General features: G+C 55.8%; 11 protein-coding genes. 1 reads left to right on the top strand and 10 read right to left on the bottom strand.

The window, feature by feature from the left end:
• Positions 1-39: 39 nt before the first annotated feature.
• The 7 genes from lysS to HMPREF9538_RS09565 all read right to left on the bottom strand — a co-directional run bounded on the left by lysS (position 40) and on the right by HMPREF9538_RS09565 (position 10,509).
• Complete coding sequence (gene lysS / locus HMPREF9538_RS0128020; RefSeq protein ID WP_002892491.1) at positions 40-1,557, bottom strand: lysine--tRNA ligase; 1,518 nt, start codon at positions 1,555-1,557, stop codon at positions 40-42.
• Between the two features lie 331 nt (positions 1,558-1,888).
• Positions 1,889-3,364 carry a dipeptide permease DtpD gene (dtpD, locus tag HMPREF9538_RS09540; protein WP_004151795.1) on the bottom strand — a complete coding sequence of 492 codons (1,476 nt, stop codon included), beginning with the start codon at positions 3,362-3,364 and terminating at the stop codon, positions 1,889-1,891.
• Positions 3,365-3,423: 59 nt separating this feature from the next.
• On the bottom strand, positions 3,424-5,571 hold the full coding sequence (cadA, locus tag HMPREF9538_RS09545) for a lysine decarboxylase CadA (protein WP_002892486.1): 2,148 nt from the start codon (positions 5,569-5,571) through the stop codon (positions 3,424-3,426).
• 82 nt (positions 5,572-5,653) lie between these two features.
• Entirely contained in the window at positions 5,654-6,988 is a 1,335-nt protein-coding gene (gene cadB, locus HMPREF9538_RS09550; protein ID WP_002892484.1) for a cadaverine/lysine antiporter, read from the bottom strand.
• Between the two features lie 365 nt (positions 6,989-7,353).
• Entirely contained in the window at positions 7,354-8,922 is a 1,569-nt protein-coding gene (gene cadC, locus HMPREF9538_RS09555) for a lysine decarboxylation/transport transcriptional activator CadC (RefSeq protein WP_004147422.1), read from the bottom strand.
• Positions 8,923-9,215: 293 nt separating this feature from the next.
• Positions 9,216-9,488 carry a DUF1471 domain-containing protein gene (locus tag HMPREF9538_RS09560; protein WP_002892402.1) on the bottom strand — a complete coding sequence of 91 codons (273 nt, stop codon included), beginning with the start codon at positions 9,486-9,488 and terminating at the stop codon, positions 9,216-9,218.
• Positions 9,489-9,588: 100 nt separating this feature from the next.
• Positions 9,589-10,509, bottom strand: a complete 921-nt coding sequence (locus tag HMPREF9538_RS09565) for a Kdo(2)-lipid IV(A) acyltransferase (protein WP_002892400.1) — start codon at positions 10,507-10,509, stop codon at positions 9,589-9,591.
• 510 nt (positions 10,510-11,019) lie between these two features.
• On the opposite strand from HMPREF9538_RS09565, the gene HMPREF9538_RS09570 reads away from it, so the two are divergent.
• Positions 11,020-11,886 carry a GNAT family N-acetyltransferase gene (locus HMPREF9538_RS09570; RefSeq protein WP_020316411.1) on the top strand — a complete coding sequence of 289 codons (867 nt, stop codon included), beginning with the start codon at positions 11,020-11,022 and terminating at the stop codon, positions 11,884-11,886.
• Between the two features lie 22 nt (positions 11,887-11,908).
• On the opposite strand, the gene HMPREF9538_RS09575 is transcribed toward HMPREF9538_RS09570, so the two are convergent.
• The 3 genes from HMPREF9538_RS09575 to HMPREF9538_RS09585 form a co-directional block, all read right to left on the bottom strand.
• On the bottom strand, positions 11,909-12,934 hold the full coding sequence (locus HMPREF9538_RS09575; RefSeq protein WP_009485578.1) for a fimbrial protein: 1,026 nt from the start codon (positions 12,932-12,934) through the stop codon (positions 11,909-11,911).
• 1 nt (position 12,935) lies between these two features.
• A complete protein-coding gene (locus HMPREF9538_RS09580; RefSeq protein WP_009485577.1) occupies positions 12,936-15,371 on the bottom strand; it encodes a fimbria/pilus outer membrane usher protein in 2,436 nt (811 codons plus the stop codon).
• 10 nt (positions 15,372-15,381) lie between these two features.
• Positions 15,382-15,793, bottom strand: a 412-nt coding sequence (locus tag HMPREF9538_RS09585) for a molecular chaperone (RefSeq protein ID WP_009485576.1), incomplete at its 5' end; no start/stop codon positions are given.

Here is a 15,793-nt window from a genome sequence, read left to right as displayed (position 1 = left end):
CCCCCCCCGGGGGGGGGGGGGGGGAGGGAGTGCAACGGATTACTTCTGCGGACGCATGGCCGGGAAGAGGATCACGTCGCGGATGGTATGGCTGTTGGTAAACAGCATCACCATGCGGTCGATACCGATACCCAGACCGGCGGTCGGCGGTAGGCCGTACTCGAGGGCGGTCACGTAGTCTTCGTCGTAGAACATCGCTTCGTCATCGCCCGCCGCTTTGGCGTTCACCTGATCCTGGAAGCGCTGCGCCTGGTCTTCGGCATCGTTCAGCTCGCTGAAACCGTTACCGATTTCGCGGCCGCCGATGAAGAATTCAAAGCGGTCAGTGATTTCCGGGTTGACGTCGTTACGGCGCGCCAGCGGAGAAACTTCCGCCGGGTATTCGGTGATGAAGGTCGGCTGAATCAGATGCGCTTCCGCCACTTCGTCAAAGATTTCGGTAACTATGCGTCCCAGCCCCCAGCTTTTCTCTACCTGAATACCGATAGATTCCGCCAGCGCTTTCGCCGCGTCGAAGTTATCCAGATCCGCCATGTTGGTTTCCGGACGGTGTTTCTTGATCGCTTCCCGCATGGTCAGTTTTTCAAACGGCTTGCCGAAATCAAACACCTGGTCGCCATACGGCACTTCGGTTTTGCCCAGCACCGTCTGCGCCAGGGTGCGGAACAGCGACTCGGTCAGTTCGATCAGGTCTTTGTAGTCCGCATACGCCATATACAGTTCCATCATGGTGAACTCTGGGTTATGGCGTACCGAGATCCCTTCGTTGCGGAAGTTACGGTTGATTTCAAACACGCGTTCAAAACCGCCAACCACCAGACGTTTCAGATACAGTTCCGGCGCGATGCGCAGGTACATATCGAGATCCAGGGCGTTGTGATGGGTGATGAACGGACGGGCTGACGCACCGCCAGGGATCACCTGCATCATCGGCGTTTCGACTTCCATAAAGCCGCGGGCCACCATGAACTGGCGCATGGTGGCGAGGATCTGCGAACGGATACGGAACGTATGACGCGACTCTTCGTTGGCGATCAGATCCAGATAGCGCTGGCGATAGCGAACTTCCTGATCCTGCAGGCCGTGAAATTTATCCGGCAGCGGGCGCAGGGCTTTGGTCAGCAGGCGCAGCTCGGTGCAGTGGATCGAGAGTTCGCCGGTTTGCGTTTTGAACAGCTTGCCGCGGGCGGCGATGATATCGCCGAGGTCCCATTTCTTAAACTGTTCGTTGTAGACGCCTTCCGGCAGGTCATCGCGCGCCACGTACAGCTGAATGCGGCCGCCGACGTCCTGGAGGGTGACGAAGGAGGCTTTGCCCATCACGCGACGGGTCATCATCCGACCAGCCACCGCAACTTCAACGTTCAGGGAAGCGAGTTCATCGTTGTCCTTCGCATCGAATTCAGCATGCAATTGGTCAGAGGTATGATCGCGACGGAAATCGTTGGGGAAAGCTACGCCCTGCTCACGCAGCGCAGCCAGTTTTTCGCGACGAGCTTTCAGTTCATTATTAAGGTCAATGGCCTCATCGGCACCTTGTGCTTGTTGTTCAGACATATGGATTCCTCATAACCTTGCTTTCAAACTAGCTTCGATAAATTGAACCAGGTCACCCTTCCGCGCGGCCTGTCTCTGGGAAGACACCAGAGCACAATCTTAACGATCCTGGATTCACTCCAAGCTGATCTCACTCAGCTATGGCTTCAGTAACGGTATTTTTTATCGTTGGCCTCCGCGCATGCCAGAATATCCTCCTCCTGTTCACTAAGCTGTGCAAGGAGCGACTTCGCGCTCCGCTGTTGAGGTAATGCCCCCGGTCGCGCTGCGCTTACCGGGGCTACGAATCGCGGCCCGGACAAAGTGTTTACGCCACGAGCCGGGACGAGCGTCAGGCGCCGCCGCCGGTAATTTCACCGGCAGCCGCACGACGTTTGCCGACGCTACAGGCCGCGGCAAAGGCGATAATGACCATCACCGCCACGCAGCCGAGGGTCCATTCGCCCATCTGCGCGAAGAAATGCTGATAGGCGGCAATCGCCGTATCGCTGATTTGCGATTCGGTGGTTTGCTGGGCGACCACGCCCGCCAGCCAGTTGGCCACCGCGCCGGTGGCCAGCATATAGATCCCGGTCAACACCCCGGTGACGCCGGGCATGTTCAGACGGGTGATTTGCGCCATCGCCACCGGGTCGATAAACAGTTCGGCAAAGCCCATCATCGCCAGCCCGGCGACCATCATGCCCATCGAGGCCTGACCGTCAGCCGCGCCATGGCGGGCATTGAGCGCCAGCAGCATAAAGCCGCCGCCCATCAGCAGCAGGCCGAAAGAAAATTTCAGCCAGACGCGCAGCACCGAACGCACGCTGCCTTCCGGGCGCATCAGCCACGCCAGCACGACGCCGGCCGCCATCACCGCTATCGCGTTAACCGACTGGAACAGCGCGGTCGGCACGTCCCAGTTCAGCAGACGACGATTGACGAAGTGGTCGATAAACAGGCTAATCGAGCTCCCGCCCTGCTGCGCCAGCACCCAGAACAACGTTCCGGCGAGCATCAGCAGGACGATCTGCCACAGCGCGCGACGATGCTCCGGGGCTTTGATCATGATCCGCGCCACCATCTGGGCGGCGAACAGGCAGACGATCGCCAGCAGATAGCCGGACCAGTTGTTTTGCAGCAGCAGCGTGAAAAATACCGGCGCCAGGCAGAGCATCACCAGCAGCCAGCCCCAGGTCGGCAGCACGAACTTCACCGCCCGCAGCGCCGGTTTATCGACGCCGCGGGTATGCCGGAAGTGGCGGCTGCCGCTTAAGAAAATCATCAGGCCGATAAACATACCGATCCCCGCAAGGGCGAAGCCGATATGCCAGCCGTACCACTGCGCCGCCAGTCCGCAGGCGATGGGCGCGGCAATCGAGCCGACGTTGCCGGCGGCGTACAGCAGCGAGAAACCGCCGTCGCGACGCGGGTCGTCGTGAGCGTACAGTTCGCCAAGCAGGCAGCTGATATTGGATTTAAACAGGCCGTAGCCGCAGATGATGATCGCCAGCGCGACGTACAAACTCCATGCGGAGGTCGACTCAACGCCCAGCACCACATGGCCGAGGGTCATCAACAGCGCCCCGGCAATTACCGCCGTGCGGTTGCCGAGCAGGCGGTCGGCAAGCCAGCCGCCGAGAATAGGGGTAACGTAAACCAGAGATGCGTAAGCGCTGAACAGGCTGATGGCGTGGCTGTCGTCGAAGCCAAGCTGGTGGGTAAGGTAAAGGATGAGTAAGGCGCGCATGCCGTAAAAGCTGAAGTACTCCCAGATCTGGATCGCAACGATGTAGTAAATCGCGCGCGGCTGTGAGGGTGTTTTCATGTGTTCTCCTTGCAGCGTGAAAAAGGGAAGTGGCAAGCCACTTCCCTGGTGTGCGTCTATTACTTGTTATTCTCTTCTTTCAGCACTTTAACGGTGTAACGACCATCCGCCTGACGATAGGCGCCGTGGATATCGGTTTCGAAGCCTGGATAGTGGGCGCCGATTTCGCACAGCATCTGCAGGAACTCCAGCACCGGACGGCTCTCTTCGGTGATCATCTCACCCGGCATCACCAGCGGCACTCCCGGAGGATACGGCAGGATCATGTTGGCGTTGACGCGGCCGACCATCTCTTCGAGATACACTTCTTCCGTCTGACCGTGCAGCTCTTTCTGGAACGCGGCATACGGGGTCATCACCATCGATGGCAGCACTTCAAACGCGCGGAACATCAGATCCGGCAGGTTGTGATGCTCAATCAGTTTGTGAATGTTCTGCGCGAGGTCCTGAATACGCATGTTTTCATAGAATTCAGGATCTTCACGGTACAGCGACGGCAGCATGTTTTTCACCCGCAGGTTCAGGTCGAACGCGCGTTTGAAGTCGGTCAGCGCACGCAGCAGGCTCAGCGCTTTAGTCTTATCGATACCGATACTGAACAGGAACAGCAGGTTGTACGGACCGGTTTTCTCAACCACGATGCCGTGTTCGTCGAGGTATTTCGCCACGATGCTTGCCGGAATACCGAAGTCATCCATGGTGCCGTCTTTCTTCATCCCCGGAGTCAGCAGCGTGACTTTGATCGGGTCGAGGTACATGTGTTCGTTATCGATGTTTTTGAAACCGTGCCATGCGCTGTCGGAACGCAGCGGCCAGCATTCAGGACCATCGATATGCTCCGGCTGCCAGACGTCGAAGAACCAGCCGTCAGACTCGCCTTTCAGACGTTTGATCTCTTTACGGAACTTAATGGAACGTTCAATAGAGCCGTCGATCAGACGCTTACCAGCGTTCCCCTTCATCATCGCCGCCGCGGTTTCGGTGGAGGCCACGATCCCGTAGTGTGGAGAGGTGGTGGTGTGCATCATGTAGGCTTCGTTGAAGGTCTCTTCGTTTACGTCGCCTTTCACGTGGATCATCGACGCCTGGGAGAACGCCGCCAGCAGTTTGTGCGTGGACTGGGTTTCATAAATCACTTTCCCTTCGACGCGGCCGCCGCTCATCCCGCATTTGCCTTCATAGATCGGCGAGAAGTTGGTGTAAGGCACCCACGCGGAGTCAAAGTGGATGGATTTCACATCCAGGGTTTTCTTGATGAAGTCGGTGTTGTACAGCAGACCATCATAGGTTGAGTTGGTGATAACCGCGTGTACCGGCCAGGTCGCATTCGGCGTCTCTTTCACACGCTTGGCGATAGTCGCGTGCTGGAATTCGCTCTGCGGAATACCGCCGAGGATACCGTAGGCGTTACGGGTCGGACGGAAGTAGATCGGCGTAATGTCGCTCATCATCATCAGGTGAGTCAGCGATTTGTGGCAGTTACGGTCAATCAGCACGGTGCTGCCGGCCGGCGCGGAGTACATGCCGACGATTTTGTTAGCAGTAGAAGTACCGTTGGTCACCATGTAGCTGCGTTCTGCGTTAAACACGCGAGCGATATACTCTTCCGCTTCTTTGTGCGGGCCGCTGTGGTCCAGCAGGGAACCCAGTTCAGAAACCGAAATGGAGATATCGGATTTCATGGTGTTGGAGCCAAAGAAATCGTAGAAGATGCTGCCTACCGGGCTTTTCTGGAACGCGGTACCGCCCATGTGGCCTGGGGTACAGAAGGTGTATTTACCTTCACGGACATATTTGAACAGCGCTTTGGTCAGCGGCGGCAGAATGGTGTCGATGTATTCGTCAGTGTTCTGTTTGATTTTGTTCGCGATATCTTCCGCAGCGCCCAGCGCATATTCGAAGAAGCGAACCTGCATGCGCAGATCGTTCAGGCTAACGTCCAGAGTGGAGTAGGTGTTAGCGAACGCATACAGCGGCATGTACTCGTTCATTTTGCTGATTTCTTCGCACAGTTCGAGATTGTATTTATCCCAGTCGAAGATCACGCCGCACAGACGAGAGTTGTTTTCAATAAGTTTTAATAAGTCGTCACGGTCGTTCGGGTAGACAATACGGAAGTCCAGGCGTTCGAGAGCACGATGCAGTTCACGGATGGGTTCTTCTTTGAAGTAAACCCCCATGTGATTCATGATTGCAATAACGTTCATAGTCAAATCTCCAGATGTAGAAAGCCCCTCCCGTCGCGTGATGACAGGTGATGGAAGGAGCCTCAGGAAAACGGGTTGCTGATTAGTGCGCGTTAGCGGTGGTGTTGTTATCCGATGCGTTGTTCTGGCGCTGGTGCATTTTGCGACCGTAGAACATCAGGATAATCAGGCTAACGATGAAAGTGCCGGCCAGTTCGAAGGAGCTTGCGCCCATCAGCGCGATGAAGCAGAACACGCAACCCAGTACCGAACAAATCAGGCTAACGAAGTTACGGATGTTGATGCCTTCGAAACGAATCAGGTCAACACAGGAGTAGAAGTAAGGCAGCATGGTCAGCAGTACCGCGATACCGGTCAGTTCGCCGAACAGGTCAGAGGCTTTACCACCGGCGGAGTTCATCAGGGTAATCAGCACCATCAGCGCGGTCATTTTCACTGCGGCCAGCAGCAGGCCTTTTTTCGGAATACCGTTGTTATCAACTTCGCCATACACTTTCGGGAAGTTACCGTCGTTGGCGGCACGTACACCGGCCTGGCCAACCAGCATCATCCACGAGCCCAGAGAAGTCAGGCAGGCAAAGGCGGTGAAAGCGGATACCATCGGTGCAGCCCAGCCGCCGAGGATGGTAGAGGCGCTAATTGCGAACGGCGCACCGGACGCGGCCATCTGAGAAGCAGGATACATACCGGCGATAACCTGAGTCGCGGCGATGTAGACGATACCGGCCATCGCAGTACCCAGCATGGTTGCCAGCGGTACGGTACGTTTCGGGTTTTTCACCATCCCGGTACTCACGGCGGCGGATTCTACGCCAACGAAGGCCCACAGGCAGAGCAGGATACTTTTAATAACCGCGTGGCTATCAGTGGTGCTGGAGGTATTCCAGTTCGCCTGATAGGTAGCGACATCAAACCAGTGCCAGCCGACGACCGCGGTCATGACTACCGGAATAAGCACCAGTACCAGACCAATAGTGGTCAGACGGCTGACCCAGGTCCCGCCGAGCATATTAACGAAAGTAAAGATCCACACGATGGCAATACAGGCAATACCTGCTGGCACCGGGTTATTTAAAATTGGGAAGAACGTAGAGAGATAAGAAACTGCGGTAATCCCGATGGCCAGGTTACCAATCCAGTTTGCATGATAATAAAGGACACCGGTCTGGAAACCGAACGCCGGAGATATTTCGCCAGCGTAGGCAATAGGACCGCCCTGCTGCGGGTTTTTAGTGGCCAGTCGGGCATAAACATAAGCCAGAGACATCGCACCAATAATTGAAATCACCCAGCCCCAAATGGCAATACCACCGATGCTGGCCAGGTTCGCAGGTAATAATGCAATCCCGCTCCCCATCATATTACCGGCGACTACGCCGGTACAGGCAAATAGCCCGATCTTCTTGGCAGAACTCATGGTTGTTTTTCTCCTAAGTTTATTTGGGAGGTACAGATCATGATACAGAACCATTAATTGACCCGACCAACTGCCAACAAGATTACTGATTTGTACGAGATTAGTCCTAAAGATAAAGTGATATAAAAACAAACATCAGACAAATGATATTTTGACCTTTTTCGCTTAACATATAAACATGACAACAGGGTGTCAGAAAAAGATAAACATCGTTGCATTACAGCAAGTTATAAGAAGCAGAGCGTGTTACCTGACTGTTATTTAAAGCCTCCTGAATGCTAAATAAAAATAACAACAAGAGGCTTCATGAGAAACATAAATTTAACCTCACCATGCCCAAAACCTTGCACATGATGAGGGTTTACTTATTCTGAAGAGAGAAAGTTGTCGAGATATGGAACTACTCGGTTAACCGACGTCTGGAAAACCCCATTTTCAATCCAGTACAGGGTATCTTCGCCAGGACGTAAATTAAACGCCGTGATGTAAGAATCGGCAGCCAGACGGTTCTCACCTTTCATCTCATAGACTTTCCCTAACAGCACATAATTTAGCCATGACATCTCTAAATCAATCGCACTATTAATTGCGGTATTTGCTTCGTCGACTTTGCCCTTCCCCAATGAATCCACCGCTTTTATTTGATAATAAATCGCCATGTCTTTTATACCCGGCATCGCCCCTACCCGCTCGACTTCACTGTAGAGGGCGGCCAGCTGTTTATCGTCCAGCGGCTGTTGTGAATGGCGCAATACATCCACCAGCGTTTTTTCGGCATAGGCGTAAATAAAATCCGGCGCCCGCTTAATCACATCATCCAGCAGGCTACTGGCCTTACTTAATGAATCGACATCGCCCTTCATTAACAGCTGATGCGACTGGTAGAAATAGGTTAACGCCACGCTTTGCGAGGGCTGATATTGCCTGAGCATCGCCTGCATTCGCGCCGGCCACGGCTGCGCCAGGGCATCCGACAGGCTGTTCATCAGATCGTTCTGGATGGTCAGCTGGTTATCGTTGGTCACAAAGTAGCGCTTATCCAGCATCGTCGAGCTGTCGGCGTTGTCCACCAGCTGGACCGACATAAAGCACTGCTGCGCCCGATAATGGCGCTGATTAACGAACTCAATGGTCAGCGTTTTGCCGGAACTGCTTGGTTCATTGATGTTGTAGTCCGTTTTGTCATGCACCATAAAGGTCGAGAAGGTGTTCAGCGAGGTGGTGATCAGGCTGGCCAGTCCAACGGCGTAGGAGTGCTGCGACGACCAGTTAGCGCAGGAGTTGCCATTCACCAGGTGGATATCGATATCGCGCGGATTGAGCAGCAGACGCGCCTTGTTGACCGGCGGCCGCGATTCCATGCTCGACAGCGCCACCAGCGCCACGCAGGTGCCCAGCGCCAACAGGAACAGCCCCCACACCAGGGCGGTAGTGAGGCGCTTGCGGCCTGACGGCGCGCTGGCCACGGTAGGAGCCGGTGGCGGCGCGGCGGCATCAGGGAGAGGGACAGAGACGTCGGATGGCGCACCGGCGGCCGGCGGCGCAGGAACGGCGGTCGACGGCGAAGGCGTCAGCGCCTCCATCGACGGGGCTAGCTCCTCCCCCTCTTCGGTGCACCAGATCACCGGCACCGTGAGCTTATACCCCCGTTTGGGTACCGTCGCGATGTACTCAAGGCTAACGTCGTCGCCGTCTTTGAGCGACTTGCGCAGTTCAGAAATACTCTGCGTGACGACGTGGCTGGTCACAACGTTCCGGGTCCAGACGTTTTCGATAAGCTCGTCCCGGCTAAGCACTTCCCCCGGATGGCGGGCAAAAAAGACCAGAAGATCGATTAAACGCGGTTCAAGGGTAAGCTGGCGCCCCTTCCTGCTGATTTGGTTTACAGAGGGGGTTACCAGCCATTCACCGACGCGAACAACAGGTTGTAGCATACAAGAAAGCCCCAGACAAAAAGGGAAAGGCGCGATGATAACACATTTGTCCTACCTATTTTTGCCAGGGGTCACTCCCTCAGGCATTAGGCCGGAATTGGCTCTTTATTAACAATAAAAAGCAATAATTCATTAACATCGTGATCATGAAATCTATATATAGCGATAAAAACGCATTTCCGCTGCCGCTATTGCCTAAGGCAATTCCGATAGCAGAAAAAAATAAGCCCGGAGGCTTAACGCGCTCCAGGCTCAATGCGTTGCGCGCCGATACGGCACGCTTTAAAAAAAGGTTATTTATACACTTCCGCTGTGGCTTCAAAGTTAGGGCCATGCTCACGCGCAGCGGTGATCACGTAGTACTTTCCGCCTTTCTCATCGGCCAGCTTGGAGAGCTGATCGTGCAGATCGGAAGGCGAAGAGAATTCGCCACCGGACGGCCCCACCGAGATCGGCCCGACTTTGGTCAGTTTGAAGTGTTTCACTTCTTCTTTGGTAATCAACTGCGCGGCGGAGGCGCCAAATGCAACGGCGGAAAGGGCTAACGCGACTATCACTTTTTTCATCCTGCAATCTCCTTGGAATTAGCCTTCAGTCAGGCCCTTTCAGTATAGACGGCGATTTACTAAGCGTGCTACCGATGCGCTTATTTTTTGGCCGAGGCGTTCAGTAACGCGGCGGTACTCCTTCCGGGCGGGTCTTAAAGCGCCGGTGCAGCCACATGTATTGCTCGGGCGCCATCAGGATGCACTGTTCGATAATCTGATTCATCCAGGCCGCCGTAACCTCGGCGCTCGCCAGCGGCGGCGTGCGCTCCGGCGTCAGGGAGATCAATTCATACCCCATGCCGTTGGGCTTGCGCCGCGGAACAAACGGCACAATCGTCGCCCCGGACATTTTCGCCAGCATCCAGGTACCGGTGGTGGTCGCCGCCTGTTCGACGGCAAACAGCGGGGCGAAGACGCTGCTGGCCGGACCGTAGTCATGATCCGGCGCGTACCAGAGAATTTCCCCCTCTTTTAGCGCCCTGACCATCCCTTTCAGATTTTTTCGATCCAGCATGGTCTTGTTAGAGCGCAAGCGTCCCCAGGTTTGCAGCCAGTCAATCAGCGGGTTATCGTTGGGCCGGTAGACGCCAATGCCTGGGGTAAACATGCCGTACATTCGCGCACCCATTTCGAGGGTCAGAAAATGGATACCGATCAGTAAAATGCCCTGCTTTTCTTCCAGAAGCTCCACCACCTCGTTAACGCCGCTGGTCTCGGTCCAGCGCGCTACCCGGTGCGTCGGCCAGAACCAGGCCATGCCGGTCTCCATCAGCCCCATGCCCAGCGATTCAAAGTTTTTCACCAGCAGCGCCTCGCGGTCGGCGGCGCTCATCTCGGGAAAGCAGAGTTCGAGATTACGTCTGGCAATCCGCGCGCGGCTTTTCATCACCCGCATTGCCAGCCGCCCAAGCGCCGTTCCCAGACGGTAGATCACCGGATACGGTAATTGCACCAGCAGCCACAAAAAGCCAATTCCCAGCCACAACAGCCAGTAACGCGGGTGCAACAGCGCGCGGGAAAATTTGGGTAAATTTGACATAGTAATCCTGTTAATTCACTCAATAATAGCTGAGCAAAAACCGCGAAATAAAGTAGCGGATCCTGCACGTAGTATTTTTCCAATTCGTGCGGTAATACTCAATCACAAAGCGCGTTATTATAAGCCGATTCCAGGATAAATTCAGCCCTTACGCTGGGGACTACTCTATTATTAGACGCAACGCGTAAAATTTCCTGTTTAATGCATAAATAAATAAACCTAACCTCTACGGCCCGGCCGATTGTCGATAAAATAGCCAGTACATTTGCCTCAGCCTCTCGACCAATACCTCTTTTACTCACGCTTTATTATGGCGGTAGCGAACGCAAACAGTCCGTTTCGCCCGGTTTGACACGGCCAGCATGCGGTTATTTGTGACTGGGGCAAAGGTTAAGCATCGACATTGCGGATCCTTTTCCCAGATATGCTACGTTTACAGCGCTCATTCGACGCAAGTGCCTTTGCCGACGTCGCCGCTTTCAGAAGCCATAGTGAGAAGGAACTATGACAATGAATTATCAATTAGTGAAGCAAGTCAGAGAAAATAACCCATTAAGAAAAAGCTTCATTGACCTTGCCGTTAAGACTTTTGACCTGTCTTTTGAAGAGTGGTATCAGCAAGGTTACTGGACCGACGCCTATATCCCCTATGCTTTTGTCGAACGCAATAAAGTTATCGCTAACGCTTCGGCCAACATCATCGACCTGCGCTGGCAGGGCGAGCCCCGGCGTTATATTCAGATTGGCACCGTGATGACCGAGCCGGACCACCGTAATAAGGGATTAGCCGGCCAGCTTATCCATCACATCCTGCAGGACTGGCAGCAGGAGGCGGACGCCTTCTTTTTATTCGCCAATCCCACCACGGTGGATTTTTACCCCAAATTTGGCTTCACCCGCAGCGAAGAGTATCAATATATTATGCCGGTCTCCCCGCGAGCCGGTGATTTTCGTAAACTGGATATGGACAGCGCTGACGATGTCGCCCTGCTCCGCCATTACTATGAAAAATCCAACCCGTTCTCACCGCTGCGGGTGGAGCATAACTTTGGCCTGCTGATGTTTTACTGCTCAGCCTTTATGAAGCATTTTGTCTATTACTCGGCAAAAAATGAGGCGGTGGTCATCGCCATGCAAAACGGTCCGGTGCTGATCTGCTTTGATCTGTTCTGCGACGTGGGCAAGAGCCTGTCGACGCTGGTCAACGAACTGGCCGATGACCACGTTTACCAGGCCATCCTCGGTTTTACCCCCAGTGAAGACCGGCTCGGCGAGTATGAGAAGATAGAGGGAGAAGATATCCTCTTCGTCTATGACCAGAAGGAAAACCTGTTTAAAGACAGGAAGTTGATGTTTCCTTTACTGGCGCATGCCTGACGGCGCAGTGCCGCCAGGCAGATCAGTTATAAGTCACCACGAAGGTCGCGCTGGCGTTCGCTTCGCCCGCAGTCACTGCGGGCTGCGTCTGGATATAGCGGGCCTGATAGGATAAACGATAGTTCGTCTGACTGCCTTTTTTCCCGGACCAGACCTGGCTCACCTGGTTTAGCGGCACCAGCGAGCCGCCGGCACTGAGGATCTGCACGCCAAGTCCGGATGCCCCTTCGGGTTGGTCATCGATTTTAATCACTTCGTTGGCGGCGACAGCGCTGTCCACCGTCGCGTTAAACTGCATAAACACGCTGCCGACATTTTCACAGTTCGTCAGGTTGATGTTAAAAGGAACCGGGGCGGTGGTGCTGTTGAGCCCGGTAAATGCGGTTTTGTTATGCCGTCCGAGGAAGACGTTAATGTTTTTACTGTCGTCAGTAATCTTGCAGGTGGGTGATTTGACCTGAATACAGAGCCCGCTGACGCTGAAGCGCATCGCCTGTACTCCGCCAAGATAAATATCGCCAAGGTAATCATTAAGGCAATATTCGCCCGGCGGCGGTAGACCGCCGTTATCGGCAATCCGCCAGAAATAGATGGTCGGTTTTTTATTTTCCGCCTGAAATGCGCGCTGGCCGGAAAATACCGGCGCGGAAGGCCAGGCCGTGAACAGGGGATCGAAATTAATGCCATCCTGTTCCCCCATCTGAAAGCTGTAGCCGATGCCCGGCAGGCGGTCGATGCTGTAGATATCCCCCGGCTTGCTGTCTCCCGCCGGGCCGACCCGGGAACCGCCAATGCTCTGAAACCCGCCGGGCTCGCTGCCGCTGCAGGCGATCTCCCAGCGTTCGTTATTAGTGATAATCATCCCTCCGTAGCTGTATAGCAGGGAGCCGATGGGGAGATCGCTGACGTCAAGGTTGATACTGGCCTGGCTGACGTTCACTGAAAACTCGATAGTTTTGCCACTGACCATCTGGCACGCTGCCGACAGCGAAGCGCAGTACCCGCCGGCCAGCAGAAGAGGTACCCCTGATGCGATGATTTTTTTCATATTACTTCTCCTTTATTCCCGGCCGGCAGACCTGATGCGGCGTGCCGCTGCTAACCTGCTGCACCGCGTCGTCGCGGATGGCATAGGCCAACCGGCAGCGTTGCCCGCTGCGTTCGCCCCATACTACCGAGACGCTGCCGTGGTCTTGCGGCACTCGGGCATACAGCAGCCCGCCCTGACCGACGGCGCCAACCGCCCGACCGTTGTCGTCGAACACCTCCGCGCCCAGCGGGGGCGCCGCGCCATCCGGCAGCGTGACATGGGCAAACCAGGGATAGCCGGTACGCGTGACAAATTTGACCTTCACCGCCGCGCCCGAATCGGGCACCACCGTCGTGCTGCTGGAGACAATCTCCACATGGTCGTTCAGACCCTGCGGATCGAGATCCAGCCAGTTAGCGGTAAAGGGATCGAGGTAAGGGATGATCGTAAAACCCTGGCGGTTAATCGGCTGTCCAAGGCGGTTAGCCACCCGGGCCCCCACCGCGCCGGGCGCTTCCACAATGGCGAAGGTTTCCCCCAGTTCGGGGGTGGCGGTCATGCCGCCTTGATGCGCTACCAGGGCGCCCGATGCCCCCAGCGAGTACTGCTGCTGATGGCGACCGGCGCTGGCGCTGGCGTTCAGGTACGCATAATCCGTCCGCAGGCTACCGTTGGCCGCAACGCTGGCTTCATTTGGGTTCTCCCGCGGCATGTCGTAGCTGGCGGTCAAACCGTAGCTGAAGGCGTTTTTCTCGCCTGCGCTGCCGGTATAGCTGGACTGCAGCTGGCTGCCGTAGTTTTTATCGTGGTTAAAGCGGGTGGTCAGGCTGCCCGCCTGCCCGAACGGCAGCGAAAAGGAGACGCCCACCACCTGATTATTGCGGTGATGGATATCCTGGCTCTGCTGGGCATACAGATAATAATTGAGCTGACCATAGCGGTTGGCATAGCCCAGCTGATATGAGCGCCAGCGGTGGTGGCGGACATCCTCACTCCAGATTCCGTTAAATGACAGACTGCCGCTGCCGGCCTGCTGAGACAACGTCGCGCTGTAGCGGGTCATCTCCCGCCAGTCGTTGGGGTGCCGGTCGTGCTCCCAGGCGGCATCGCGAATGGAGCGATAATTGCCCTCGTTGCTGTGGCTCATCGAGAGCAGCATTCGCGTATCGGATGTAAACGATTTTGATGCGGACACCCGCCAGCGGTAGCCCTCCTGCCAGCCGTGCTCCCTGCCCTTCGCCGCAGAACGGGAAAGATCGACCGCCAGCGCGCCCCAGTAGGTATTGAAGGCGCTGCCGAACAGCGTCGAGTAATAATCTGTCGTCGCGTTAGCGCCGGTATAGCCGCTGATATAGTCATTGAAGCCGTACTGCAGCGTGGCTTCGCCAAATCCCGGCCGCCCGGCGATCCCGTCCTCATCCAGATAGCCCAGCGACAGATCATAATAGACCGCGCCTGCCCGCACCAGGCCAGGCAGCGTGGCGTACGGCACGGTAAAGGTGTCCTGACTGCCATCCGCCTCGTGGATCGTCACCTGTAAATCGCCGCCGGCGTTGGTGGGATAGAGATCGTCGAAGGTGAATTTGCCCGGCGGAACCGTTGCCTCGTACAACAGAGCGCCGTTCTGGGTGACCGTTACGCGGGCGTTGGTGCGCGCCACGCCGCTGACCGACGGCGCAAAACCGCGGCGAGAGCCCGGCAGCATGCGCACATCGGTAGCCAGCCTGCCGCCGATAAAACTGACGCTGTCAAAGAAGGTTCCGTCGGTCCATCCCTGACCCAGCCGTAACGTGGACGCCCAGTTCACTACACTTCTCTCAGCCCAGGTGGCAATGCTATCCCAGTGCGTATTCCCTTCCTGCGCCTGGTAGCTGGACTGGTGATGTAACCGCCAGCCAAAGGCGCGCAGGCTGGCATCCAGCCCGAGATAATGATGGCTGCTGGTGTCCCCGTCGACGATGCTCTGATAGCTATTGGCCTGGTAGCGCAGCACCGCGGCGGGCACGCCGCTATCCACCTTTTTCAGGTTCACCGCCCCCCGATAATGGGGTTGCAGCAGCGCCTGGGGCATATTTACCCGCAGGACGTTTTCCCCGCTGTCATACTCCCAGCCGATCGCCTTATCGATCTGCGAAAAACGCAGGCAGGTGGCCGCGGTTGGCCACTGGGCATCCTTCAGCTGCAGAGCGTCGAACAGCGAGGGTGAGATGCAGGGCTCAAGCTGGCCATCGTGTTCCTGGATAACAAACGTTTCTTCCCCCAGGTCCCGGCCATTCACCGAGAGCGTGCTGCGGTACTGTCCGGCGTGCAGTGGATTACCGTATTGATATTTCTGGAGATCAACCTGCGCGGCGCCGTGCAAATGGGCGCGGTTAAAACTAAACGCCTCTGCCGCCCATGCCTCCTGCCAGGGAAGGAGCAGCATCAACCCAACCTTGATCTCCCTGAATTTCATAATAATGTCCTTACTGAGGATAATTATGATTCACTACCGCGCCGTAATCATTGATGGTGGTGAAGCTGAATTTGGCTGGCAGCGTGCGCAGCGCGACCCCTTTAGGCGCGATCTCCAGCGAGGAAAACGGGGCGACCATGCCGGCAGCGTGTTTTTGTCCGTTAAGGGTGATGCTGTCGATGGTGATATAGCGCGCTGAGGCATTGCTCACCCGCAACCCGTTGCCCGTAGGAGCCAGCGCCCAGCTCAGGGCTTTTTCCGCGGCTATTTTTTCCGCCGCCACGCCTGCCGGACGGTAAAACAGCTTGATACGCGACCGTATCGCGAGCTGCAGGTAATTGTCAGTCTTGCCATTTTTCGGCTCAGGTGGGATATCCAGAAGATTGAACCAGAACAGCGATTCCCGATCCTGCGGCAGGCGG

The organism is Klebsiella sp. MS 92-3, from assembly GCF_000195655.1.
GTDB classification, from domain to species: Bacteria; Pseudomonadota; Gammaproteobacteria; order Enterobacterales; family Enterobacteriaceae; genus Klebsiella; species Klebsiella pneumoniae.
Note: the sequence above shows the minus strand (reverse complement) of the source record. Positions and strands in the feature narration are given on the sequence as shown.